At 62.9% G+C, this 22,915-nt stretch carries 20 protein-coding genes, 1 tRNA gene and 2 pseudogenes; 7 read left to right on the top strand and 16 right to left on the bottom strand.

Annotation, left to right across the window (positions count from 1 at the left end; all coding sequences use genetic code 11):
- Window positions 1-30: 30 nt before the first annotated feature.
- Window positions 31-1,044 (bottom strand): DUF2268 domain-containing putative Zn-dependent protease, encoded by a 1,014-nt coding sequence (locus AB4Y98_RS17025; protein ID WP_442244769.1) that lies wholly within the window; start codon window positions 1,042-1,044, stop codon window positions 31-33.
- A 174-nt stretch (window positions 1,045-1,218) separates the two neighbouring features.
- Here AB4Y98_RS17025 and AB4Y98_RS17020 point away from each other — a divergent pair.
- Window positions 1,219-1,294 (top strand) — tRNA-Lys (locus AB4Y98_RS17020).
- Window positions 1,295-1,308: 14 nt separating this feature from the next.
- On the opposite strand, the pseudogene AB4Y98_RS17015 reads toward AB4Y98_RS17020, so the two are convergent.
- Window positions 1,309-1,524 (bottom strand): annotated as a pseudogene (locus AB4Y98_RS17015) (hypothetical protein); the annotation flags it as partial.
- A gap of 18 nt (window positions 1,525-1,542) precedes the next feature.
- On the opposite strand from AB4Y98_RS17015, the pseudogene AB4Y98_RS17010 reads away from it, so the two are divergent.
- Window positions 1,543-2,013, top strand: a pseudogene (locus tag AB4Y98_RS17010) (phage portal protein); the annotation flags it as partial.
- A gap of 81 nt (window positions 2,014-2,094) precedes the next feature.
- Here AB4Y98_RS17010 and AB4Y98_RS17005 read toward each other — a convergent pair.
- From AB4Y98_RS17005 to AB4Y98_RS16995, 3 genes are all read right to left on the bottom strand, one after another.
- The gene (locus AB4Y98_RS17005; RefSeq protein WP_442244768.1) at window positions 2,095-3,612 is read right to left on the bottom strand and encodes a DUF4365 domain-containing protein; all 1,518 of its coding nucleotides are present in this window, start codon (window positions 3,610-3,612) and stop codon (window positions 2,095-2,097) included.
- Between the two features lie 196 nt (window positions 3,613-3,808).
- Window positions 3,809-5,035, bottom strand: coding sequence for a phosphoribosyltransferase (locus AB4Y98_RS17000; protein ID WP_108723612.1), 1,227 nt, complete (start codon window positions 5,033-5,035; stop codon window positions 3,809-3,811).
- Window positions 5,036-5,039: 4 nt separating this feature from the next.
- Window positions 5,040-6,002, bottom strand: a complete 963-nt coding sequence (locus tag AB4Y98_RS16995; protein ID WP_099843410.1) for a DNA-processing protein DprA — start codon at window positions 6,000-6,002, stop codon at window positions 5,040-5,042.
- Window positions 6,003-6,859: 857 nt separating this feature from the next.
- Here AB4Y98_RS16995 and AB4Y98_RS16990 point away from each other — a divergent pair.
- Window positions 6,860-7,135 carry a hypothetical protein gene (locus AB4Y98_RS16990; protein WP_099843409.1) on the top strand — a complete coding sequence of 92 codons (276 nt, stop codon included), beginning with the start codon at window positions 6,860-6,862 and terminating at the stop codon, window positions 7,133-7,135.
- Window positions 7,136-7,280: 145 nt separating this feature from the next.
- Here the strand turns inward: AB4Y98_RS16990 and AB4Y98_RS16985 are convergent, their stop codons facing one another.
- From AB4Y98_RS16985 to AB4Y98_RS16975, 3 genes are all read right to left on the bottom strand, one after another.
- Window positions 7,281-8,786, bottom strand: coding sequence for a P-loop ATPase, Sll1717 family (locus tag AB4Y98_RS16985; RefSeq protein ID WP_442244767.1), 1,506 nt, complete (start codon window positions 8,784-8,786; stop codon window positions 7,281-7,283).
- Between the two features lie 277 nt (window positions 8,787-9,063).
- Complete coding sequence (locus AB4Y98_RS16980) at window positions 9,064-9,381, bottom strand: hypothetical protein (RefSeq protein WP_208083299.1); 318 nt, start codon at window positions 9,379-9,381, stop codon at window positions 9,064-9,066.
- A 79-nt stretch (window positions 9,382-9,460) separates the two neighbouring features.
- On the bottom strand, window positions 9,461-9,817 hold the full coding sequence (locus AB4Y98_RS16975) for a hypothetical protein (RefSeq protein ID WP_336031384.1): 357 nt from the start codon (window positions 9,815-9,817) through the stop codon (window positions 9,461-9,463).
- A 715-nt stretch (window positions 9,818-10,532) separates the two neighbouring features.
- Here AB4Y98_RS16975 and AB4Y98_RS16970 point away from each other — a divergent pair.
- Together AB4Y98_RS16970 and AB4Y98_RS16965 are read left to right on the top strand one after the other, a co-directional pair.
- On the top strand, window positions 10,533-11,378 hold the full coding sequence (locus AB4Y98_RS16970; RefSeq protein WP_442244766.1) for an alpha/beta hydrolase: 846 nt from the start codon (window positions 10,533-10,535) through the stop codon (window positions 11,376-11,378).
- An 85-nt stretch (window positions 11,379-11,463) separates the two neighbouring features.
- Window positions 11,464-12,399: an alpha/beta hydrolase gene (locus AB4Y98_RS16965; protein WP_442244765.1), complete on the top strand. Its 936-nt coding sequence runs from the start codon at window positions 11,464-11,466 to the stop codon at window positions 12,397-12,399.
- Window positions 12,400-12,530: 131 nt separating this feature from the next.
- Here AB4Y98_RS16965 and AB4Y98_RS16960 read toward each other — a convergent pair whose 3' ends face one another.
- Together AB4Y98_RS16960 and AB4Y98_RS16955 are read right to left on the bottom strand one after the other, a co-directional pair.
- Window positions 12,531-12,956: a response regulator gene (locus AB4Y98_RS16960; RefSeq protein ID WP_442244764.1), complete on the bottom strand. Its 426-nt coding sequence runs from the start codon at window positions 12,954-12,956 to the stop codon at window positions 12,531-12,533.
- A gap of 92 nt (window positions 12,957-13,048) precedes the next feature.
- Window positions 13,049-13,786, bottom strand: coding sequence for a CPBP family glutamic-type intramembrane protease (locus tag AB4Y98_RS16955; RefSeq protein WP_394198126.1), 738 nt, complete (start codon window positions 13,784-13,786; stop codon window positions 13,049-13,051).
- A gap of 180 nt (window positions 13,787-13,966) precedes the next feature.
- On the opposite strand from AB4Y98_RS16955, the gene AB4Y98_RS16950 reads away from it, so the two are divergent.
- Complete coding sequence (locus AB4Y98_RS16950; protein WP_025874650.1) at window positions 13,967-14,290, top strand: TFIIB-type zinc ribbon-containing protein; 324 nt, start codon at window positions 13,967-13,969, stop codon at window positions 14,288-14,290.
- A 6-nt stretch (window positions 14,291-14,296) separates the two neighbouring features.
- Here the strand turns inward: AB4Y98_RS16950 and AB4Y98_RS16945 are convergent, their stop codons facing one another.
- The 5 genes from AB4Y98_RS16945 to recQ all read right to left on the bottom strand — a co-directional run bounded on the left by AB4Y98_RS16945 (window position 14,297) and on the right by recQ (window position 20,103).
- On the bottom strand, window positions 14,297-14,809 hold the full coding sequence (locus tag AB4Y98_RS16945) for a GNAT family N-acetyltransferase (RefSeq protein ID WP_442244763.1): 513 nt from the start codon (window positions 14,807-14,809) through the stop codon (window positions 14,297-14,299).
- 78 nt (window positions 14,810-14,887) lie between these two features.
- The gene (locus AB4Y98_RS16940; RefSeq protein ID WP_442244762.1) at window positions 14,888-15,853 is read right to left on the bottom strand and encodes a copper resistance protein B; all 966 of its coding nucleotides are present in this window, start codon (window positions 15,851-15,853) and stop codon (window positions 14,888-14,890) included.
- Window positions 15,850-17,661 carry a copper resistance system multicopper oxidase gene (locus AB4Y98_RS16935; RefSeq protein ID WP_442244761.1) on the bottom strand — a complete coding sequence of 604 codons (1,812 nt, stop codon included), beginning with the start codon at window positions 17,659-17,661 and terminating at the stop codon, window positions 15,850-15,852. The genes AB4Y98_RS16940 and AB4Y98_RS16935 overlap by 4 nt, the downstream gene beginning before the upstream one ends.
- A 75-nt stretch (window positions 17,662-17,736) precedes the next feature.
- Window positions 17,737-18,123 (bottom strand): CopL family metal-binding regulatory protein, encoded by a 387-nt coding sequence (locus AB4Y98_RS16930; protein WP_025874646.1) that lies wholly within the window; start codon window positions 18,121-18,123, stop codon window positions 17,737-17,739.
- A gap of 174 nt (window positions 18,124-18,297) precedes the next feature.
- Complete coding sequence (gene recQ, locus AB4Y98_RS16925; protein WP_025874645.1) at window positions 18,298-20,103, bottom strand: DNA helicase RecQ; 1,806 nt, start codon at window positions 20,101-20,103, stop codon at window positions 18,298-18,300.
- A gap of 924 nt (window positions 20,104-21,027) precedes the next feature.
- On the opposite strand from recQ, the gene AB4Y98_RS16920 reads away from it, so the two are divergent.
- Window positions 21,028-22,449, top strand: coding sequence for a DEAD/DEAH box helicase (locus AB4Y98_RS16920; RefSeq protein WP_442244760.1), 1,422 nt, complete (start codon window positions 21,028-21,030; stop codon window positions 22,447-22,449).
- Between the two features lie 238 nt (window positions 22,450-22,687).
- On the opposite strand, the gene AB4Y98_RS16915 is transcribed toward AB4Y98_RS16920, so the two are convergent.
- Window positions 22,688-22,885, bottom strand: a complete 198-nt coding sequence (locus AB4Y98_RS16915; protein ID WP_442244759.1) for a hypothetical protein — start codon at window positions 22,883-22,885, stop codon at window positions 22,688-22,690.
- Window positions 22,886-22,915 lie beyond the last annotated feature (30 nt).

Raw genomic sequence — 22,915 nt, 5'->3', positions numbered from 1 at the left:
AACCGTTGGTTCGCACTCCCTGTCCCGGCGCTACCGCTGCCTGGCTTCGGGTAGTGCCGGCCGCTGGCCGGCAGCTTCGTTGGCATTCGCAAGCCGCAACCAACCCGATGCTTCAATGAAACCGCGCACCGCAACCGGATCGCTGTAACCCAGCTCGATCATCCGTGCGATCGCCGCCTGCTCATCCGGCTGCCGGCGCATGTACTCCTGCGCGATACGGTAACCCGCGTAGTACCCCACATCACTCACCCCGAACGCATTGTGGGCGCTGTTGTACAGCCAGTTGTCCAGCGCATCGCCATCCATCTCCGCGCTGAAGCGAGCGCGGATCTCCGCTTCGTGCAACGGGCCATAGGTGTACAGCGGCAGTGCCGGGCGGCGACCGCTGACCCGCTCGGCGATGTACTCGGCCACGCCCTCACGCACCGCATATTGCGCGAGCGATCCCGTGGTCTCGCGCTGCTGGGTATGCACGTACTCGTGCAGGTTGTTCTGCGCGTTGTTCGCGCCAGGCGTGCTGTCGTAGAAGACCCGCAGGCGGCTGCGCAACGGCTCCGGCAGTTCGCTGACATCCACGCTTGCATCGCCGAGTGCCATTTCCGCGCCGATCAGCACTTGGTCCCTCAGCGTGGTGCCGCCTGTGCGCAGCACGCCCACCGCGTAGGTGATGCTGGCCGGGCGCAGGGCGGGGTAGAGCTTGCGGAACACAGCCAGATCCCGCTCCAGCGTAGCGCTGGCTTGCCGTGCGTTGGTGGTCAGCGGCCGCACCGAAGCCCAGAAGCGCGGCCAGGCGCGCATTGCGTCGGCGTACTCGGCGGCGGTGTAGTTGCGTACCTCCATCAGCGCATGCAGGCCGGGGCTGCCCGGATCGATATAGCGCTGCTGGACCAAGGCCACCCGCTGCGCGCCATCGGGCTCGGCAAGTACCGCATCGTAGGTGGCCCAGAAGCGGTCGATATCGTCGGTCCGCACCTGTGTGGGCGCTGCGGCAGAGGCGGCGAACGGCAGCAACAAGGCAAGTATCAGCGGCAGTGGCAGGCGCATCCATTGCTCCGGGGCAGGGTCGCAGGTGAGATGCGGCGGGCGGTGCAAAGGTTTAGAAGCCCGCAGCCGGGGTAGTGCCGGCCGCTGGCCGGCAACCTGGTAGATCCCCGGCTTCACCCCGCCCGGAAAAGTACGGTAGAATGCCCACCCCGCCGAAAGGCCGGGGCCTTGCATGGGCCGTTAGCTCAGTCGGTAGAGCAGAAGACTTTTAATCTTTTGGTCGATGGTTCGAATCCATCACGGCCCACCATTGCATTCAACGACTTAGGCGCCCTCGCGGCGCCTTTTTCGTGTCTCCGGAAAAATTGCCGGAAAAATTAAAGTGGTTCCATGCTCAAGTGCGTTCCTCTTGCCGGGCGGTTGAACCACCGGCAGTTCATGGTCGTAGCGCTGCCGCATCGTTTCGGTAACGTGGTCGCCTGCAGCTTTGTTGCCGCCGTCCGTGATGCCCCGGTGTTTCAGGCCGTGCAGTGCAAAGCGCTAAAGCCGGCAGCGTAGTCTGCGCTGCTCAATGAATCGGCGACGCTGTTCCGCCGCAAGTATTACAACAACGGCTCGCACGCCGGTTTTATTCTGTACCTGATCGATAGTCAGCCCGAGGGCGGCGACGTGGACAATCTGCGCGAGGCGCTGCGGCAGTCCCGTGGCCCTGGCAATTTCCGCAATCTGTTCGTCCACTCGCCGGGCGGCAGCAAGGATGGTTTGAAGCTGATCCCGGTCAGCGTAGTGGCGGCCAAGGATGAGTTCACTGGCATCAAGAGCGTCACCCGGGACGACATGCTCGCATCGCTTGGGACGCCCCCACAGCTGCTGGGGATCGTGCCGCAGAACAGTGGCGGCTTCGGCTCGATCCGCGAGGCCGCGACGGTGTGGGCCGCGATGGAGCTAGCGCCGCAGCAGACACGCATGACGGACATCAACGAGTGGCTGGGCCATGAGGTTATTCGGTTTGATGCGTTTGAGCTTTGAGCGCCTGCTTGACGGATGCAAGTGCTTGACTGCGGTGTGGGCGAACGTGCAGCGACTGTGCAGCGCGTGCCGGACAGCGCGCTACTGCCAACGGAGGGATGCGGTGGATCTGCTTTCAGTACTGCGTGTCAGCTCGAAGCAACCAGAAGCATCAAGAGGTCCGACTGAGTAACGGTATAGGTTAATAGTGATTGGGATCTTGCACACAAGAGTTTTGCCGACCACTATCGAGAATTCCGAGGCGATTTCGTGGTCTGCAAGGCTGTTCCCCTTCTCAGCATCTGAATGCCTGCCAAAGGCCGAAAGTACCTCAATAGTTACTAATTCCCCTCGGAATAGGCGATACGCAAGATCAATTTTCTGCGCCTCTTTCGTGGTCAGTGCGAGGCTATCGGGTAGGACGTATTCTGAATTGGTGATCCTCGCGATGTGATGAAGTTTTCCGAGAATAATAAGTCCTTCAATAAGTGGTTTGGCATGATCTGTCGGCGCCGAAAATTTGAGAGACTGCTTTGAGGCGCATATCTCGATGGATAGTCTTCCGCTAGCTTCTAAACTCTCCGCCCACTGCCCGATTCTCCCGATGCTCTGGTTGAGCGAGATTTGCTCAGCGAAGAGGGATTCGGGGAGTCCCATAGTGAGTTTGACGTCCACGGCGTTGTCACTTTTGGAAACTCGAAGCTTCGCGTTCAGAGTTGCGCGCTCGGTAGTCTGAACCGTGAGCCCTGCACGGCCGAAGGTAAGGACGCCGGGCAAAACCAATTCATCCCCTAAAAGGGACGTCCCAGCCGGGCACAGTCGCAGTTTGCATTCTTTCTTGTGGGCGGGCGAAAGCTGGAGAGTGCCAGGTTGTGGGATATTCAGCCCTAGCTCCTCATAGAGAGGTGATCCATAGAATTGAAGACTCTGGCTGCTTATCGTTGCTGACTCGCCATATAGAGTCATCTCTTGAATTGCTAGGAATTCTTCGTCGCCAACCTGCAGGGTTACACCGGCCGGAGACGCAGGATGACTATTCTGCGTGATTGAAATGGTGCTCTCGTTCCCATTCGCTGATATGGTTACATCCAGCGTCTCATCGAGACTGGAAAGATATCTTTCTCGCCTTGTAATTAATTCTTGGACGCCGTTAATTCGCCTGTGGGATGGCGTCAATATCGGCTTCACGACCCGCAGGAACTCGTCAAAAGATGATGCGCTATGGGACATCCGGACTTGCGCAATACCCGCTCCTACAGCCAAGCGCGGATTCTCCTCAACCACCTGTTGCGCGTGTGTCCAATAGGCAGAATTGTCATCCAGGAACACTCGGAATATCAGTACCGGCATAACGTCGCGCGCATAATCCCGAAGCCGGGCCCTTGATACGGGCGCAAACACCCCGCCTTTTTGACGCTTCGCCTGCCCCTTCACCTGAACAAGGAAGCACTGCCCATCAAATTCAGAACGGGGTGGTGTGACAAACAGATCGAATCCATCGTCGATCTTATATCCACCTGTTGTCCAGCCCTGGCGCGTGAAATACGTGTCTACCCAAATCTCCGCTAATCTTCCGGTCTTTTGATTGGCAGGGAAGTTAGGCTTAGGTCGAGATATCACTGGTCTGTCCTGGTGGGCGCTTCACGCGCGCGTAGCATGGGTTATTTCTGAGTGGGAGGCGCGACTGGTGGTTCAGGGAGACCGTTAGCTCCCCACTCTCCGCGCACTAGGTCCCTCTTGTGGTACGCGAAATTGCGGGGCGGCGTCACTGAGAAGAATCCGGCGCACGCCCTGCATACGGTCGCCACAGGCCGTGTCAGATGTTCCAAGCAACGAAACGCTTGAGCATGTCGTCGAGTTCCGCTGCAGCATTCTGTGCGATCACCCCAGCTTGATAGGAGTGCGCCGTCGATGCGGGCTCGTTTGTAATTGTGTTTATCTCGTATGGCTTCAATCCCGGAATAGGGGCATTGAGGGCCATGTACGGCGCGGAGATTGTCTTCAACCATCCGAACATTGTCACCTGTCCTCCAGCCGCCTCGATGTAAGCGCGGGCGCTTTCGATGCTTCGACCTGATGTGATCATGTCATCGACGACCAGAACTCGCTTTCCCCTAAGCGAGATGGGCGTTTTCCGCGCGTTGGCCGCAAGGTTGCTATGGGGGAACTTGTTCAACCTGATGGTGCTGAGCTGATTTTTGAAGAGCCTATCAGATGCTTTGATAGGTTGACTCTTCGCTGCGGTCGAGTGTCGCAGAATCAAATCGTGAAGATAGGATGCGCGGGTACATTTACCCAGCCTGGCAAGAATGCTCTCGAGACCATTCGCGGTGATTTTCTTGGGTGTGTCGGTGTGGCCGGGGTAACTGCAGATATGGTCGACGTCCTCCATGAGCCCAGAGAAATAGAGCGACGCCACCGTAATGTAGAACCAAAATTCTGGATGCCCGGCGCCATGCTTGGCGGCGTCCCTCGCGTCGTAACCGAATAGTGCATATGCCGCTATCATTGTCGAGAACGGCCCCGCCGTGGAGACGCTCCAGTTTGCTCCGTTGGTCTGCCAGAATAGGTTGTATTGCCGTAGTCCAAAAATTCCGCAGAATCGGCGTAGTTCCTCGACAGATTTGACTTGAAACCCGTGGTCGGTTCTCTGCCCATACCAGTCACTACGGATGTGGAGCAGGCGATTATTGACGCCGCAGATCATGTCCTCGTCACCGCCGCCAAGCAGAATGGTCTCATGCCTCTGTACGCCATGGCTGGCAAGAATTGACGCTGCGGAGTCCTTCCTCTTTCTCGCAGGTGAGCCGTCCCACTGAACGCCGTGGGCGTAGATCGTGACGCCCGCCATTGACTGGATGTATTGGTGCAATGGCACGTTGTTGCAGGTCCAAGCTTGGTTGGACCAAAGGGCCAATCGAACACCATGCGGATGCAGATCGGCTGCTAGCCGCGCGAGATCTTTTGCGACTTGAAGTTCAACCACATTATGCGGGTTGACGATTGTCCCCTTGATGGAGACCAGGATTAGCTTCAATGCCATTGATTCATCCAAATAGCGAGTGCTGTTCGGCCAGCGATGGAGGCTCAGGCGGCTCGCTTCTTGCCGGGCCAGGCCAATGATTGAGGGCGGATTCTAGGCATGCTGTGAAGCTGGAATGCTCTCTTGGTACTGTGAAGAGATGTTCTGCGACACCGTGGTCGGCGGAAACTCTCATGCCATTGGGAACAAGATTGATGGTCGGCTTGCCAAATCCCTTGGCAAACCGGACCGTGTGAGCGGTGCCAGAAGATTTCTTCCATTGCGTCGCGACGACGCAGGCCGCTAGAGCGGCCTGCAGCCGGTTACGCCAGACAAATTGATCGGCAGCCGGCTCGGCCTCTGGGAAGTACTCGGAAATCAAAACACCCCCRCTATCGACAATGGCATCTGCCATCCAAGCATTTCGTGCGGGGTAAGGCCGCAAAATCCCTGTCCCCAAGACCGAGACGTTGGGAACGGCTGAGGAGATCGCGGTTTCATGCGCAATTGCGTCGACGCCTAGCGCTAGCCCGCTAACCAGAGGAACATCAAACTCCTGTACCGTTCTTGCGGCGTACTGAGTTAAGAATGCACCTTCGGTGGAGGGGTCGCGCGTGCCTACCACCGCGATGGATGGCCTCTGCAGAAGTGACAAATTCCCTCTGCAGAAAAGCCAGAGTGGCTGAATTTCGGGATTCATCTGTCTGAAAGCGACTGGATACCGATCATCCGCCTGGGTGATCAATTCGACACCCGCCTCTCTAAGGCGCCTCCTTAGAGCCACGCCCTCCATCATAGCGAAGCGCTTAAGGATGGGAGGCTCGATGCCAGTTGCAGCGGCCAGTGTCGTCAATAGACTGCCATCGGCCTCTTTAGCCGCGACCCCTGGCGGGCCACCAAGATCACGCATGGTTTTGAAGCCGATGCCCTTGACTCGCGTCAAGCCCAAGAACAGCGACGAGGTTTGAGGTCGAGCTGACTCATTCATGTCTGCATGTTAGCGGATGGCAGTGCCTCGCGGCGCTCTCCGTGCGCACTCGTCTCCCCGCCACGCCTGCGCACTTCATAGGGCGCTTTTTCTGCATTCCCTGCGGAACGGCCCAGCACCGGCACCGTATGGCGTTCTCCGGGTGTCGCTGGCTCTGGCTTGTCCCTGCGGTTTCCTGCGCGATAGGGGGGTGTTTGCGGGGCGTCCGGTGCCTCCTCTGGCCACCTTCGGCCGTAGCCGATTTTTCAGGTGACCACGGGAAGGGGGTAACCAGGTAACACGCGGCCCAGACGACAAGTAAGTGATTGATATTCAACAAAAAAAGACGGTTACCTTTTGGGGTGGTCTGAGGTAATTTTCTGACTCCGACAAAGTGATGTTATTGATTTAAAAGGAAATTTTTGAACATTGATGTTGCCTGTTGAAAAGGTAATGGGATTACTCAAAGGTTACCCTATTGTTACCTTGATTTATTTAAATATAAGCCATTGATTGTAATGACTAATTGAGCTGTTCTTTCGGTGTGGTTACCTTTATTACCCCTTTCCCGTGGTCAACTCAAAATTTTCGTCTCAGCGCGTGTAAGGCGGCCATCAGCATCTCCGCCGCCGCACACGCTCACGCCTGCAGCTCGCTCCCTTGTCGCAACCTTTGGGAGGGCCAGCCGTATCCTCCCCACCATGCCGCTGCCCCCCCCCCCGACTTCTACTGGACGACACGCGCTGCCAGCTTTCCAAGCGGTGACCCCACGGTCATCGTTTTGAACGGTGTGTGGGTAGTGGCGCTGAGACAACGGGTAGGCGACGGGATCTAAATCGCCTGTCTCGACCGACAGTCGCCCAGGTGAGGTGCCGACAGTGATCGTGTGCGACGGGGTGTGGGTGGTGGCCATGTTCCAGCGCGTGGACGACGGCAACTGGGTGGCCACCCTCGACCGGCATCGGAACGGACCACGCGGAACATCCCGCCCCTGCAGCAGCTACGAACAGGGTGCCGGCGCTGAGATGTGGGTGTCCAGGTACGAGGCCCGGCTGCGCGATGACGTCGACCAGATCCTGCGATACCGCCAGGCGGTACGGGCGAACAGGCTGGCCAAGGGCAGCATCGAGCAGCCCTTTGACTGGATGGGGTAGGCATCCGCCGACTCCCCAGCACCTACAACTGAGACGAGCGACTGGCGAAGGTTCCATCCTACGAGCGGAAAAGTGGCCACCGTCTCGTTGATGGCAAACACTTCATTGGATCGCCTGCCACCACGTGTCACAGTGCTGAGGCTATCTAGCGCGTAGCCCTCGCTTTGGCATCCTTAACGTTTAGCAGATGGCTGCGGAAGGCCGGATGGATCTCCCAGTGGGCAGCTTGGAGATTGTTCCAGTTTTCGTAACGAACGAACTTGGGATCATCCGAGTAGTTCTTGTGAGCAAACCCTTTCGGCTTGGTCTTGTCCACGATGCGTGCGTTGACAAACCCCACTTCATGTAAGAGAGCCAATAGTGCGATGATGTGATCATCTCGGTTCTGCAACGTAGATCCTCGAAGTTGCATCTGTGCAATGCCCAGCGACCTAGCGAGATGGTCTCGCAGCTGTTCAAACCCCATCTCGAAATCGGAGGAATGGAAAGAGTCGATCAACTCTCGGACTGAAGGGAGATCGAGTGAGTATTCATTCGCGACGTCGTCGACCCTCTCGGAAGAGTAGATTGACATTGCGCGATCGGCGTCGTCATCACCGATCTTAGGGTGGGTGTTGTCCTCAGCCACCTCGATCATGCTCTTGATCAACTGCAAAGCATCACGTGGGCGCTCGCGAGCGGACTTCGCGATGAAGTCTGACCAGCGGCGACGTTGTTTACTGCCTGGGAGCAGAACGTCCTGTCCCTCAAAGAACGGTGCATACGCAGTGAGAGCGGGCACTTTCACCGTTTTCATTGCCTCCCGCATACGCCGTTCAATGATTTGGACAATCACTTCATCGCTGGCACGTAGCTGCACAGTAAGCGGACGGATATGATCTACTTGGTCTCGCTGTCCTGCGTTTTCATGCATCAACCTCGACCAGACACTGGATCGCAAGGTAACGATCGGCCGGACGGCGTTGCACTCCATGGCCAGTCGTCTGACCGCGAGAATCAACGCCCATATTTTGTTCAGCTGCTGGCGGTCATCAGGCGCGGCTATCTGATCCGTGTCATCTATTAACAAGAGGAACAGCTTCTCGCTCTTGTTCAACAAGTGGTCATTCAACGCAGATGTCAAAGCGGCAGTTGAATTCCTACCGCTGATGCGACTGAGCAACTTCTTTGTATCTATTTTGGTCACAGGCTCTGAGAACTCTCCGATCAGTGACACCGCCTTAGACACGATGTCTCCTGATGCGCCTCCTGACACAGCCTCGTTGTACAAGGTGGCACGACTGCCAGTAAGCGGCAGGTAAGAAGCGATCTGTGAACCGATCTCAACAGCGACCGAGCGCAGCAGCGTTTCATAAAAGAACCGCTTTAGCGTTGCCAAGTCAGTCGCGGAAGGTACGCCCGCGCCTACCAACTGATCTGGTCTCACGAGGACGCATGGCGTCTTAGACTCGACTGCCGCCTTCCTGAGCCATTCCGTGAGAGCAGACTTGCCCGCTCCCTTGTTACCCACCAATACGCGCATGCTACCCGGCTCCACGCCGCAGATCGAGGCGAGCTGTGCGGGGGTCACAAAGACGTCGTTGAGGAAGTTGCGATCGCCCTCAGTGGTACCGTGACGAACGTAGGGCAGCAGCTTAGGCAGATAGGACATCGATCTCGGATCCTTGAGCGCGTCAGAAGCGCCGGGCCCAATGCGCCAGCGCTCCGGGAAAATTACATCGCCCGCCTTGATATCTCAATGGCTCCACACAGCCCTGCCGGGGAAAAAATCCCGCATAAGTTATTGTTTTAACGGCATAGTTAAGCTTTCTTTTAATCTTTTGGTCGATGGTTCGAATCCATCACGGCCCACCATTGCAGGCAATGACTCCGGTCATCCAGAAAGGCACCGCCAAGCGGTGCCTTTTTTGTTGCAGAACGGTGAGGTCCTACCTGGACTTCGCGCCTTGGGAACGGGCTGCCTCGCGGTCTGCCGCTGCCTGTGCGGCAACCGCAGCCGCGTTCGCAGCACGTTCCACTGCGGCGCGCTCTGCGTCGAACCGGGCCTGCCGCTGGGCGCTGTAATTGCGCTCCAGTTCCAGCGAGGCAGTGAAGCTGTCGGGGTACTTCGCGGCGCACGCCTGCTGCACCAATTGCACGGCGCGGTCGGACAGACCGGGTTGGATGTTGCCGAGCAGGCAGTCGGCGTACGGTACGGGCGCGGCTGGGCTTGCGGCCAGAGCGGCAATGATCATGGCATTCAACATGCGAACCTCCTTGTGTCAGTGTCGATGGAACCCGGGACGGGCCCGGCCCGAGTATGGGCTGGATTACGGTGCAGGGGTCCTACTCAGGCCGGATATCCCGGCATACCAGTTCCGCCAGCCCGCGGAAGGCGAAGAACAGCCCTTCGACCACGCCGTCATCCAGATGCCGGTCCGGCGTTGCCATTGATCGGCAGCGATCGGCGGCGTGCAGCATCTCTGCCACGGTCAGCATGCCGACGGCCGCCCGCTCCACGCGTGACAGCGCCAGCCTGCGCCCTGCGGGAAGGCTGGTATCAGGCCAGGGCTGGCCGTCTGCACCTTCGCCCGCGCGGATGCGTTTGAGGCAACCCAGGAACGTGCTCAGTTCGGGCGCAGGGTTGTCATCGTCGTCGTTGACGCTGGCGGCATATGAGGGATAGGGCGGACCTTCGGTCATCTCGGCTTCCTCGGCTCTGAGGTGGGAGTGCCACCGCGCAGAGCGGGTGGCGGACGGTGCGTGGCTGCAAGCCGGGATGAAGTATCGCCATTGACCGGCGGGCACGAAGGCCCCCACGCACCGCCCGCCATAAAGGCCGACGGATCACCCGCCGGCACGGTCCGGAGACAGTGCCGACGGGTGAGCGCAAACAACAAGCGATAACCTCATCACGGGCTTGCAGGCCCGGTGCCACCCGTTGTCGGTGACGCAGCATGGTGTTTACGCTTTCGCTTGGATTTCAATCAGGAATTTCCGCAAGGACATGCGGAATCCAGACGCGCGACGATGGTGGCGCAGGCCTGTCTTGCGCAGCAAGCGTCAGTACACGACGCATTCGTTTCCGCGTCTGGTTGATCGCGCTGGAAGATGCCGCAAACCGCACATTACGATGCATCTGCCGTGAACCAACGCGTGTAAAGCTGGCTTCACTTTCGCCATCAATGTCCTCTGTGCGTTTCAGTTGTACCCACTGCATTTCGGTGCAGGTGCGACGATAGTGGTGTCCTTGGCGGTTCAAACACGACACATGGCGGTGCACGCGCGGAATGGGGGCCGTACCCGGGCGCGAGTCACGGCAAGTCATCCACGCATGACGTGGATCTACGCATCTGGCAGGCGCCAATGCGCGCGTCCGGGCGCTATGCTCGGCATCTTTCGCTGGATGGGGCGCCCAATGCGCTTGATCGTGCTGTCGCTGTTGTTGTCCTGTGTCTCCGCCCCGCCGCTGATGGCCGCCGAACCGGCGCCTCAGCCGGCGGTCGCTTCGCCGTTGGTCATCGGTGAGACCTTCACCCTCCAGTCCAAAGCGCTGGGCGAGACCCGCCGCATCAACGTTTACCGCCCGCAGCCGTGGGGCCTGGACCCGAAAACGCCACTGCCGGTGCTGTACATGCCCGACGGTGGCATCGGCGAGGACTTCCTGCACGTGGCGGGGTTGGTGCAGGTGCTGACCGGCAATGGCAGCATGCGCCCGTTCCTTCTGGTTGGCATCGAGAACACCGAGCGCCGTCGTGACATGACCGGCCCCAGCAACGAGGCGGAGGATCGCAAGATCGCGCCACGCATTGGTGGCTCGGCGGCGTACCGTGACTTCCTGCGCGATGAACTGATGCCGCAGGTGCGCCAGCGCTACCCGACCACCGACGAGCGGGCGCTGATCGGCGAATCGCTGGCGGGCCTGTTCGTGGTCGAGACGCTGCTGCAGGAGCCGACCTTGTTCAACAGCTACATCGCGCTGGACCCCAGCCTGTGGTGGAACCGCGGCGCCTTGCTGTCTGGCGCAGGCAAGCAGTTGCCGTCAGTTGCCCGCAGTGGCGCGCGGCTGTTCCTGGCCAGCAGTGGTCAGCCGGAGCTGGCCGCGTCGAGCGCACGCTTGGCGGCGGTGCTGCAGCAGGCATCGCCGGCAACGCTGGTGAAGTACCAGCCGCTGCCGGAAGAGACCCACGCCACGATCTACCACCCGGCGGCGCTGCAGGGCCTGCGTACGTTGTTCCCAGTACCGCCGCCGGCCTCGCCCTGAGAGGGGTTTGGCGCGCAACAACGCGGTGTGTGAGGATGCATCAGCGGCGCCACCTGGATGCGCCGCCCGCAACAGGAGAGCGCGGATGCAGCGTGTGCGTGTATGGAGTGTGCTGGCCTGCCTGGCCTTGGCAGGGTGCGCGATGTCGGTGGCGCCGCCGGCAACGCAGAAGGAAGCCAGGGAAAGCGCGACGGCCGTGCCAGGCGTTGTGCTGCCCGATACCGAGTCACTGCGCGTGCATGACCCGATCGGGCGCGACTATGCCCTGTGGGTGGCGTTGCCTGCCGGCTACGCGGCGCATCCGCAGAAGCGTTATCCGGTGGTGTACGTGACCGATGCGCTGTACAGCTTTCCGCTGGTGCGCAGCGTACGCAACCTGGTGGGGCAGCAGGGCGTCAACATCGAGGATTTCATCCTGGTCGGTTTGCCGCCGCAGGAAGGCCTGACCTCCAAACAGAGCCGCTCGCGCGACTACACCCCCAGTGATCCTGTGCGCACCCCTGCCGGCTACTACAGCGATGACGTCACCTATGGCGGCGCGGCCCATTACCGCGACTTCCTGGCTGACCACGCGCTGCCGCTGATCGATGCGCGCTACCGTACCGATCCGGCCCGGCGCGTGTTTGCGGGTCATTCCTATGGCGCGCTGTTGGGTGCTTACGTGCTGACGACCCAGCCCGACATGTTCGGCACTTATATCCTGTCCAGTCCGTCGCTGTGGTTCGACCAGGGCCTGCTGCCGCGCATGCAGGATGCCGCCGTGATGCCTTCACAGCCCATCCGCGTGTTGCTGTCGGTGGGCGGCTACGAGACGGTCAAGCCGGGGCCACGTTACTCAACGGGCAATGACATGCTGCGGCAGGCCGCCGACTTTGCAGGTCAGCTGCGGCGCAGTGGTCGCAAGCTGCAGGTGGAAAACATCGTGATTGATGGCGAAGACCATCTCACCGTGTATCCGCGCGTGATCACCCGTGCGCTGCTGCAGGTACTCCCGGGCGAAGGACCGTATACCGGCGGTTGACGGCCGACTCCATCCACGTATGGCGTGGATCTACTGGCAGCATTTTTCGTTCACGCAACGGTGCGCATCGCAGTAGATCCACGCCATGCGTGGCTGCACCAGTAGATCCACGCCATGCGTGGATGGCAGCCTCAGGCCGCGCTTGCCTGCGGCGCCGGCATCAGCGCGGCATCGGCGGCATGGCGGAAGCACAGCCGGATCGCATCCAGCAGCTCGCTCATGTTGTAGGGCTTGGGCAGGAAATGGATGCCGTCGTGCAACTGCGGCAGCACGGCATGCTGGTCCATGCCGGAGGTCACCAGGATCGGCAGCTGCGGATACAGTCTGCGCACGCGGTTGGCGGCCTCGATGCCGCTGACCAGGCCGAGATTGACGTCGGTGAACATCAGGTCGAAGCGCTCTCCGGCGGCCAGCAGGCCCAGCGCGGCTTCGGCGCTGCTGACGCCTGCGACGTGGCAGGCCTGGCTCTCCAGCGCCATCCGGCTCAGTTCACGGGTTTCCTCGGCGTCTTCGATCAGCAGGACGCGTGGTTCAACGTGGCGCTTGGACAGCAGCATGACGCAACAACTCCGGACGGCAGGGCATGAAAGGCGCGCAAGTATGCGCAAGCCCCCAGTGATCCCCGTGTGCAGGATCGGCTAAGCCGGCGTTACAGCGCGGGGTTGCGCTGGCGGCGCGCATGCCAGGCCAGCGCTGCCACTGCCAGCAGCGTAGTGCCGATGCGCAGGCTGGTGGCCTGCCAGCCCAGCGCAACGGCGTCGTCGAGGCTGAACACATTCCAGGCCAGGTTCATCGACACGTGCAGGGCCAGGCCGCACCACAGGGTGTTGCCGTCGAGGTGGTCGAGCCAGGCGAAGATGAAGCCGCCGAAGGCGATCACTAGGCCGACGAACAGGGCCATGCCGCCGCCGTCGAAGCCGCCGAAGCCCAGCCAGTGCACCATGCCGAACAGCAGCGCCTGCGGCAGTGCGAGCAACGGCCAGGGGCCGCGTACGATCTTCACCAGCAGCACGAAGCCGAGGCCGCGGAACAGCACTTCTTCGGCCAGCGGGAACAGCACGGCCAGCATCGTGGCGTCCAGCGTCGTCAGCGCCGAGTTGGGCGTCCCCAACAGGGCCAGCCCCAGCCAGCACGGCAGGCTGGCCAGCAGCACCCACAACGGGCCACGCATGCCGTTTCCGCGCAGGCCGAGGCTGGCCAGCAGGCCCACACCGCGGGGGCGCAGCAGCGTGGCCAGCAGCAGTGCGACCAGCACCGCCAGCGCGTTGTCCAGCAGGCTGCCACCGTAGGGAATGGGCAGGGCTGGAATCGGCGCGCCCAGCGTGGAACTGATGTCGCGCACGTTCAGGCCGAGGCCAACGCCAAGCAGCACCAGCAACAGGCGCATGCCGGTGGAAATCGAGTCACGGGCAGTCACATGCATTCCTTGCAGCGGGGTCGCAAGGCAGTCTGCAGGGCGGGGGACGTGCCGGCACGCGCCGGAAGTCCCTGTGCCATCGGTCATGCGTTGCCGCACAGTCATCCGCACGCAGGTACAGTCGAGGCCAGACCGACAGGAGCAATGCGAATGCTGTGCCCCGTGTGCAAGACCCAGACCCTGCAGATGGCCGAGCGCCATGGCATCGAGATCGACTACTGCCCGAGCTGCCGTGGTGTATGGCTGGATCGTGGTGAACTCGACAAGATCATCGAACGCGCCACCGACGGTGCAGGTGCCGCCATGCCGCCGCCAGGGCCCGCGCCTGTGCAACCGCAGGCCGCTCCGCCGCCGGTGATGCATCGCGATACCCGTCATCTCGGCCAGCGCCATGATGACAACCGTGGCCAGTACAGCCAGGGTTACAAGAAAAAGAAGAAGGAGAGCTTCCTCTCCGAGCTGTTCGATTTCTGACGCCGCTCAGGGGCGGCGCAGGATGAACTCGCGGTCGCGGCTGTCGCCGACGATGAAGTCGTACTCGCCGGCCTTGCTGCAGCCGTAGCGCGCGTAGAAGCGCTGCGCACCGAAGTTCTCTTCCCACACGCCCACCCACAGGGTGCGGCGCTGTGGCTGGTCCAGCCAGGCCATGAACGTGTCCATCAGGCGCGCTCCATGGCCGCCGTTCTGGTAGCTGGCCTGGACGTACAGCCGCTTGAGCTCGATGTCGCCGTCGCGTGCCTCGGCATGCGGCAGGGTGTTGGCACCGGCGGCCAGATAGCCCACCACCGTTTCACCCTCCAGCAGCAGCCACACCGCGCTGCGCGGGTCGGACAGTTCGACCTGCTGCGGTACGGTGCCGTAGTGATCCTGCAGGAAGGTGTGCAGGTCCTGCGGCGGATAGGAATCGCCCCAGGTTTCGGTGTAGGTGGCGATGGCGATTTCCGACAACGCGTCGACGTCGGCCAGGGTGGCGCGGCGGATATGCAACGACATGGTGCAGCCTGCAATGGAACGTGCGGCAGTGTAGCCGGCCCCGGTGCTTGCCGGGGCTGGCTGCTCACGATCCGCTGCTCAGAACCACATGCGGATGCCGGCGACCCAGCGCGTATCGCGTGCATGGTCGCCGGCATAGTCCGCGGTGTCGCCGAAACTGCGTTCGTGGCTGATGCCGACGTACGGCGCGAAGCGTCGGCTGAACTCGTAGCGCAGGCGCAGGCCGGCCTCGACCTTGTTCAGGCCGCGGCCGATGCCGTACTCCGGTTCATCCTTGCTGGCCACGGTCGCTTCCAGCAGGGGCTGCAGGATCAACCGGTTGGTCAACAGCACGTCGTATTCGATCTCGGCCTTGGCCATCAACTGGCCACCGGAACCGGCATACAGCGTGGCCGAGCTTTCGAACTTGTACGGCGCCAACCCTTGGATGCCGATCGCCGCCCAGGTGCGGGAATCGGCGGGGCGGAAGTCCTGGCGTACGCCGACCAGTACGTCCCACCACGGCGAAATGGCACGCCCGTAGAGTGCTTCCACGCCCGACGATTCCGTGCGGCCTTCGCTGCGTTCGCCATCGGTGCGCAGCCACAGGCGGTTGATGTTGCCGCCGATCCAGCCGCTGGCCTCCCAGGCCTGGCCGTTGCCGTTCTTTCCATCCCAGTGCTCCAGGCGATCGATCAGCAGCAGGCTGTGGATTTCCGGTGGATGTTCCATCGCACCATGCGCGATGGGGGGGAACGCGGCCGCACGATCGGCATCGGTGGGGACCGGTATCGGTTCGCGCGGCTCGGTCGGCGCGGGCGTGCCGTGGCCCATTGCCGCGTGATCCATCGCGCCATGGTCCATCGTTGAATGGTCCATCGCACCGTGATCCATCTTCGAATGGTCCATCTTCGAATGATCCACGTCGGCCGCTGCCGCTGGCGTGGCATCGGCAGGAGGCGAGGGCGCTGTCATGTCATGGCCGGCATGGGACTGCGCGAATGCGGGCAACGCGGCCAACAGGCCGAGCGTCAGCAGGCTCGGAGCAAGCAGGGAACGGCTCATTCTTCGATCCTCACTTCGCGCATCATGCYGGCTTCCATGTGGTACAGCAGATGGCAGTGGTAGGCCCAGCGGCCGAGTGCATCGGCGCGTACGCGATAGGTGCGGCGCGTACCGGGCGGCATGTCGATGGTGTGCTTGCGCAGCTGGAATTCACCCTGTGCGTTTTCCAGATCGCTCCACACGCCATGCAGATGGATCGGGTGCTGCATCATGGTGTCGTTGACCAGCACGATGCGCATGCGCTCGCCGTAGTTCAGGCGCAGTGGCTCGGCACCGGCGAAGGGAATGCCATCGAACGACCAGGAGAACTTCTCCATGTGGCCGGTCAGGTGCAGCTCGATCTCGCGGCCGGGCTCGCGGCCATCGGGGTCTTCGAACAGGCTGCGCATCGCACCATAGGTCAGCACCTGGCGGCCGTTGTCGCGCAGGCCGATGCCGGGGTCGTCCAGCTTGGGCTCGGTGGCCGAACTCTGCATGTCCACCAACGGATTGTTGCGCTCGCTGGCCGGATGCTTTGGCGCTTTGCTGGCGGTATCGCCGCCGCCATGTGCGCCGTGGCCCATGCTGGCACCGCAGCCGCCTTCCATGCCCTTCATTGCTGCCATGTCGTGGCCGCCGTGGCCACCGCCGCCCATGTCGTGACCCATGTCGCTCATCGTCAGCAACGGGCGCGGATCGCGTGCGGGAATCGGTGCCTGCAGCCCATGGCGCACGGCGAGGGTGCCGGCGGCATAGCCGGTGCGGCCCATGTCCTGGCAGAAGATGGTGAAGGCATCCTGGCCGCTGGGTTCCACCAGTACGTCGTAGGTTTCGGCCGGGGCGATGCGGAACTCGTCGATGCTGACCGGATGGATGTACTGGCCGTCGGCGGCGACCACGGTCATCTTCAGGCCGGGGATGCGCACGTCGAAGTAGGTCATCGAGGCGCCGTTGATGAAGCGCAGCAGCACCTTTTCGCCACTGCGGAACAGCCCGGTCCAGTTGCCGGCCGGCGCGGTCCCGTTCATCAGGTAGGTGTAGGTGTGCGCGTTGATGTCGGAGATGTCGCTGGGCGTCATCCGCATCCGGCCCCACATGCCGCGGTCGGACAGGGCGGCGGACCAGCCATCGCGACGCGCGTCGCGCAGGAAGTCGGGCAGGGTGCGCTTGTAGTAGTTGTCGTGCTCGGCGAGCTTCTTCATTCGCCGGAACAGCGCGCCGGGATCCATGTCGGTCCAGTCGGACAGCATGATCACGTGCTCGCGGTCATGCCGGTACGGCGCCGGTTCGGCCGGGTCGATGATCAGCGCGCCGTACAGCCCCGCCTGTTCCTGGAACAGCGAATGGCTGTGATACCAGTAGGTGCCGGACTGCTTGAGGTCGAAGTGGTAGTGGTAGGTCTCGCCGGGGCCGATGCCGTTGAAGCTCAGGCCGGGCACGCCATCCATGTTGGCCGGCAGCAGGATGCCGTGCCAGTGGATCGAAGTAGGGTGCTGGCCGAGCGTGTTGCGCACGAACAGGTCCACGGTCTGGCCTTCGCGCCAGCGCAGGATCGGTGCCGGCAGTGAGCCGTTGACGGTGATTGCCGGGCGGGTGCGGCCGGTGAAGTTGGCCAGCGACTCGCCGATGGCCAGTTCGACGCGGGTATCGCTGATGATCGCCGGTGCGCTGGCCAGGCGGGGTGCAGCAGAAGCGGCGGCGAGCGCGCGCTGCGGGATGCCGGCCGCGGCGATGCCGGCAACCACGCCGCCAGCAGCGATGCCCTGCACGAACAGACGGCGCGACGGCATGGGCACAGCGCCCGGGCCGGGAGGAATACGGGTACTCATGGTGGTGACTCCAAACACGGAAAGACGCCAGCGCAGGGCCGGCTTCAGTGCGCAGCGCGCACAAGGCGTGTTGGATCAGCCGATGGGAGGGCGTGAGATCGGCGGCAGCGGCGGTGCCGGGCGGCCATTGGCAGGCATCGGCTGCGGGGTCAGGGAAAGACCGGGACCGGTCAGGAAAGGCAGTGCCTGCACCGCCAGCAGCGGATGCTGGGCACAACTGCGCACGCAGTCCTTGATCTGGCAGTGTGCGTCGTGGGCGGGGGCCTTGGCCTGCGGCGCCTCGTCTGCAGTCATGCCGGCGTGGTGGTGGCAGTCGGCGTCGCCTTCATCGGTCATCGCCGAGGCCATCGCATGGGCCATGCGGCCCATGTCCTCGTGTCCGCTGGCCATGGCCGCGTTCAGCCCGTTGAGCAACAGGCTGAGCATGAGCACGACACGGAGCAGGGTCGAGGCGAGGGACATGGCGCTAATCTAGCGGCAAGTGGGCGGACATGCACATCCGGCTGAACAGGTGGTTCAAGGTTTGAGCCGGGCGAGGGTGCGCAATCGCGCAGCCTGGTAGCGCCGGGCCATGCCCGGCGAGCGTGAAGCGCGGTCGATATGCGGGCCGCCGGGCATGGCCCGGCGCTACCGGGGTCATCCCTCTTCGCGCACGATCTCTACCAGGCGCGGGCCATAGCGGCTGAGCTTGGTGCCGCCGATGCCACCGACCCGGGCCAGTTCGTCCAGCGAGGTCGGGCGCTGTTCGGCGATGTTGCGCAGGGTGCTGTCGTGGAAGATCACGAAGGCCGGCACGTTCTGCTCGCGCGCCAGCTCGGCGCGCAGGCCGCGCAGCGCATTGAACAGGGCCAGGTCCTGCGGCAGCACCGACAGGCCGGTGCGTTGCGCGCTGCGTTCGCGCCCGGCGCTGGCACTGACCGCATCGCGGCGCATGCTGATCTGGCGGCGACCGGTCAGCACATCGCGGCTGGCATCGGTCAGGCGCAGGCCACCGTGGCCCTCGCTGTCCACTTCCAGCAGGCTGGCGGCCACCAGCTGGCGGAACACGCTGCGCCAGGTGCGTGCATCCAGGTCGCGGCCGATGGCGTAGGTGCTCAGCTTGTCGTGGCCTTGCTGCTTGACCTTCTCGTTCTCGCTGCCGCGCAGGACGTCGATCAGGTGGCCGACGCCGAAGCGCTGGCCGCTGCGGTAAACACAGCTCAACGCCTTCTGCGCGGGGATGGTGGCATCCCAGGCCGCCGGCGGGGTCAGGCAGTTGTCGCAGTTGCCGCAGGGCTTGGGATAGGTCTCGCCGAAACCGGCCAGCAGCACCTGGCGACGGCACTGCATCGATTCGCAGTACCCCAGCAGGTGGTCGAGCTTGGACCGCTCCAGCTGCTTGCGCTCCTCGCTGGCCTCGGACTGCTCGATCATCTGCTTGAGCAGCACCACATCGCCCAGGCCGTAGCAGAGCCAGGCCTCGGCGGCTTCGCCATCGCGACCGGCGCGGCCGGTTTCCTGGTAGTAGCCTTCCATCGACTTGGGCAGGTCGGTATGGGCGACAAAGCGAACGTCCGGCTTGTCGATGCCCATGCCGAAGGCGATGGTCGCGCACATGACGATGCCGTCTTCGCGCAGGAAACGGCGCTGGTTGTTTGCACGCACTTCCGCGGGCAGGCCGGCGTGGTAGGGCAGGGCGTTGAACCCCTGCGTGCACAGGAACTCGGCGGTTTCCTCCACCTTGCGCCGTGACATGCAGTAGACGATGCCGGCCTCGCTGCGATGGCTGCGCAGGAAATCGCTCAGCTGCTTGCGGGCGTTGTCCTTCTGCACCACGGTGTAGCGGATGTTGGGGCGATCGAAGGAGCTGACGAAGTGACGTGCTTCGGCCAGGTCCAGGCGCTCGGCGATCTCGCGCTGGGTTGGCGGGTCGGCGGTGGCGGTCAGGGCGATCCGCGGAATCTCCGGCCAGCGCTCGTGCAGGACGGTCAGCTGCCGATATTCGGGGCGGAAGTCGTGGCCCCATTGCGACACGCAATGGGCTTCGTCGATGGCGAACAGGGCGATCCGGCTGCGCGACAGCAGCGACAGGAAGCGGCCGGTCAGCAGGCGCTCGGGAGCGACATAGAGCATGTCGAGCTCACCGGCGAGCAGTTCGCGTTCGACCCGGCCAGCCGTTTCGGCGTCCAGGGTCGAGTTCAGGAATTCGGCGCGCACGCCGAGCTGGCGCAGGGCTTCGACCTGGTCCTGCATCAGTGCGATCAGCGGTGAGATGACGATGCCACAGCCGTCACGCAGCAGGGCGGGCACTTGGTAGCACAGTGATTTGCCGCCGCCGGTGGGCATCAGCACCAGGGCATCGTGACCGGCAGCCACATGCTCCACGATGTCCTGCTGCGGACCACGGAAATCGTCGTAACCAAAGACGCGGCGGAGCAGGTCGTGCGCGGGACGGGAAGCCATCCAGCTAGTTTACCCCGGCGGGGTTCGGCCGGGTTGCACCCGGCACCTGACGTGGTGCCGGCCGCTGGCCGGCAACCCTGGCAACAGCAACAGCAACAGCCGGCTCTGGGGGGATCCGTGCTTTGGCGGGGTGGTATCGGATTGCGGGGACGCCGCAAGTACGTCCCTGTAGGCTTGGCCGCGGCATCCATGCCGCGGACACCCCGCAATCCGACACCGCCCCGCCTTCGACAGKTTCCCTATGACGGTTGGACTTGTTCCGGTAGATCCACGCCATGCGTGGATGGATCTCATTCGAAGTCGAATATTTCGACAATTGAACGAAGAGCATCCACGCRTGGCGTGGATCTACGTGTCGACCAAGGTCGACACCCAMCAGGAGCAGGCCMTGCCATTCCGACAGATCGCGGAAAMCTGTCGAAGGCGGGGTGGGTCCGGTTGCGGGGGYGTSMGCGSCATGGATGCCGCGGCCAAGCCCCCAAGGATGGGTTTACGGCGTCYCCCGCAACCGGACCCACCCCGCCATCCCACGGATAGCCCGCTTCTGCTGTTGCTGTTGCTGTTGCTGTTGCTGTTGAGGTTGCCGGCCAGCGGCCGGCACTACCGCTTCGGCGGGTGCAGGGCGCAGCCCTGCCGAACCCCCAACCTGAACAGCCTGTTTTGCGTCAGGTCTCATCCTTCCGCTAGACTATGCGGGTCTGCAGCGGCCGTCCGTTTCCCTCCGGGATCGCCGGCGACCGGGGTTCGCCCCATCGCCCGCCCCCACTCCGACGCCGTTCGTCACGCATTCCAGCCTGCGCTTCGCGCCGGCTGCACCCAATTCTCGCAGCGCGGTTCACGGGAACGCTCCGAGTCAGCCGATCAGTTTGATCTGCCCCCGTCTGTCCGTTCGGACAGGCGTTAACTGTACTTGGAGCAATCTCGATGTCTTTTGAATCCCTGGGCCTTGCGCCCTTCCTGCTGCGTGCGCTCGCCGAGCAGGGCTACGAAACCCCGACCCCGATCCAGCAGCAGGCGATCCCGCTGGTGCTGGCCGGTCGCGACCTGCTGGCCGGCGCACAGACCGGCACCGGCAAGACCGCCGCGTTCGGCCTGCCGCTGCTGCAGCACCTGGGCACCGCTTCACAGGAAGTGCGCACCGGCCCGCGCAAGCCGCGCGCGCTGATCCTGGCACCGACCCGCGAACTGGCCACCCAGGTGCATGACAGCCTGCGCGGTTACAGCAAGTACCTGCGCATCCCCAGCGCCTGCATCTACGGCGGTGTCGGCATGGGCAACCAGCTCGACATCCTGCGTCGCGGCGTGGACCTGCTGGTGGCCTGCCCGGGCCGCCTGATCGACCACCTGGAGCGTCGCAGCATCGACCTGTCCGGCATTGAACTGCTGGTGCTGGACGAAGCCGACCGCATGCTGGACATGGGCTTCCTGCCCTCGATCAAGCGCATCCTGGCCAAGCTGCCCAAGCAGAATCGCCAGACCCTGCTGTTCTCGGCCACCTTCGAGGACAACATCCGGCAGTTGGCGCTGGAGTTCATGCGCAACCCGGAACAGATTCAGGTCACGCCGAAGAACACCGTCGCCGAGACCATCACCCACAAGGTGCATCCGGTCGATGCCAGCCGCAAGCGCGACCTGCTGCTGCACCTGTTGGCGCAGGACAGCCGCGAGCAGACCCTGGTCTTTGCCCGCACCAAGCACGGCAGCGACAAGCTGGCCGCGTTCCTGGAAAAGTCCGGCATCAAGACCGCGGCGATCCACGGCAACAAGAGCCAGGGCCAGCGCCTGCGTGCGCTCGGCGACTTCAAGGCTGGCCGTGTCACCGTGCTGGTGGCCACCGACATCGCCGCGCGCGGTATCGACATCAACGAGCTGCCGAAGGTGATCAACTTCGATCTGCCGATGGTGGCCGAAGATTACGTGCACCGCATTGGCCGTACCGGCCGCAACGGTGCAACCGGCGAAGCCATTTCGCTGGTTGCGCAGGATGAAGTGAAGCTGCTGCGCGCGATCGTGCGCCTGCTCGGCCGCGACATGGACATCCGCGATGTGCCGGGCTTCGAGCTGCAGACGCCGATCCGCTGGGGCAACAGTGCTCCGGGCAAGGCCGAGGCCGATACCGGCGAGCGCGTGCCGCGCAAGACCCATGCGCGCCGTCCGCACGGCGATGCGCCGCGTCATGCCCATGCAGGCCCTAAGAAGGCCGGCGGTGGCCGCCGCGAAGGCGGTGGCAACGGCCAGCAGCGCGCAGGCGCAGGTGCCGGTCAGGGCCAGCGTCGCGGTGGCGGTGCCAACGCGGGTGGCGGCCGTGGCCGCGGCCAGGGTGGCGGTGGCGGTCGCGCCAGCTGATCCCAGCTGACAGGGATGGCGTCTCCCGCTGCGCGGGGGCTGCTTATCGGGGGACGACGCTTACGCGTCGTCCCTTTTTTGTTGCGGGCTACCGGATGGTTTGAAAGCTGGCGGTGGGTTGCGTCGAGGGCGGATGGGCGTAGGGGCAGCGCAAAACACGCCGTAAACCCATCCATGGGGGCTCGATCGGCGCATCCATGCGCCTCACGGTTTTGCGCTGCCCCTACGCCCATCCGCTTCAATCATCACCAGCGCCTTCTTGTACCGCCGGGTAGCCAGGAGAAGAAGGATCAAATTCAAAGACAAAAGCAAAAGCCGGAATTCCAGCTTTTGCTTTTGCTTTCGCCCTTGCTCCCGCCTTGGGTTTGATGTGTCCGCGCTCGCAGGAAACCATCGAGGGGAGGCCGGGCGGGCTGCGCAGGACCGTGAGGCGCATGGATGCGCCGATCGAGCTTACATGGATGTA

Origin of the sequence: Stenotrophomonas sp. 2YAF26 (assembly GCF_052114625.1) — a bacterium.
Classification (GTDB): Bacteria; Pseudomonadota; Gammaproteobacteria; order Xanthomonadales; family Xanthomonadaceae; genus Stenotrophomonas; species Stenotrophomonas indicatrix.
This window is presented reverse-complemented; position numbering and strand designations above follow the sequence as displayed.

Bases quoted from the DNA above. Each gene is read 5' to 3' on its own strand.
- AB4Y98_RS16920 (WP_442244760.1), top strand. From the start codon at position 21,028: ATGTCTTTTGAATCCCTGGGCCTTGCGCCCTTCCTGCTGCGTGCGCTC.
- AB4Y98_RS17000 (WP_108723612.1), bottom strand. From the start codon at position 5,035: ATGGCATTGAAGCTAATCCTGGTCTCCATCAAGGGGACAATCGTCAAC.
- AB4Y98_RS16980 (WP_208083299.1), bottom strand. From the start codon at position 9,381: ATGTTGAATGCCATGATCATTGCCGCTCTGGCCGCAAGCCCAGCCGCG.
- AB4Y98_RS16945 (WP_442244763.1), bottom strand. From the start codon at position 14,809: ATGTCGTTGCATATCCGCCGCGCCACCCTGGCCGACGTCGACGCGTTG.
- AB4Y98_RS16955 (WP_394198126.1), bottom strand. From the start codon at position 13,786: ATGCGCCTGTTGCTGGTGCTGCTTGGCGTTGGCCTCGGCCTGAACGTG.
- AB4Y98_RS16940 (WP_442244762.1), bottom strand. From the start codon at position 15,853: ATGAGCCGTTCCCTGCTTGCTCCGAGCCTGCTGACGCTCGGCCTGTTG.
- AB4Y98_RS16975 (WP_336031384.1), bottom strand. From the start codon at position 9,817: ATGACCGAAGGTCCGCCCTATCCCTCATATGCCGCCAGCGTCAACGAC.
- AB4Y98_RS16985 (WP_442244767.1), bottom strand. From the start codon at position 8,786: ATGTCCTATCTGCCTAAGCTGCTGCCCTACGTTCGTCACGGTACCACT.
- AB4Y98_RS17025 (WP_442244769.1), bottom strand. From the start codon at position 1,044: ATGCGCCTGCCACTGCCGCTGATACTTGCCTTGTTGCTGCCGTTCGCC.
- AB4Y98_RS16960 (WP_442244764.1), bottom strand. From the start codon at position 12,956: ATGCTGCTGTCCAAGCGCCACGTTGAACCACGCGTCCTGCTGATCGAA.
- AB4Y98_RS16950 (WP_025874650.1), top strand. From the start codon at position 13,967: ATGCTGTGCCCCGTGTGCAAGACCCAGACCCTGCAGATGGCCGAGCGC.
- recQ (WP_025874645.1), bottom strand. From the start codon at position 20,103: ATGGCTTCCCGTCCCGCGCACGACCTGCTCCGCCGCGTCTTTGGTTAC.
- AB4Y98_RS16915 (WP_442244759.1), bottom strand. From the start codon at position 22,885: ATGCGCCTCACGGTCCTGCGCAGCCCGCCCGGCCTCCCCTCGATGGTT.
- AB4Y98_RS16970 (WP_442244766.1), top strand. From the start codon at position 10,533: ATGCGCTTGATCGTGCTGTCGCTGTTGTTGTCCTGTGTCTCCGCCCCG.
- AB4Y98_RS16930 (WP_025874646.1), bottom strand. From the start codon at position 18,123: ATGTCCCTCGCCTCGACCCTGCTCCGTGTCGTGCTCATGCTCAGCCTG.
- AB4Y98_RS16965 (WP_442244765.1), top strand. From the start codon at position 11,464: ATGCAGCGTGTGCGTGTATGGAGTGTGCTGGCCTGCCTGGCCTTGGCA.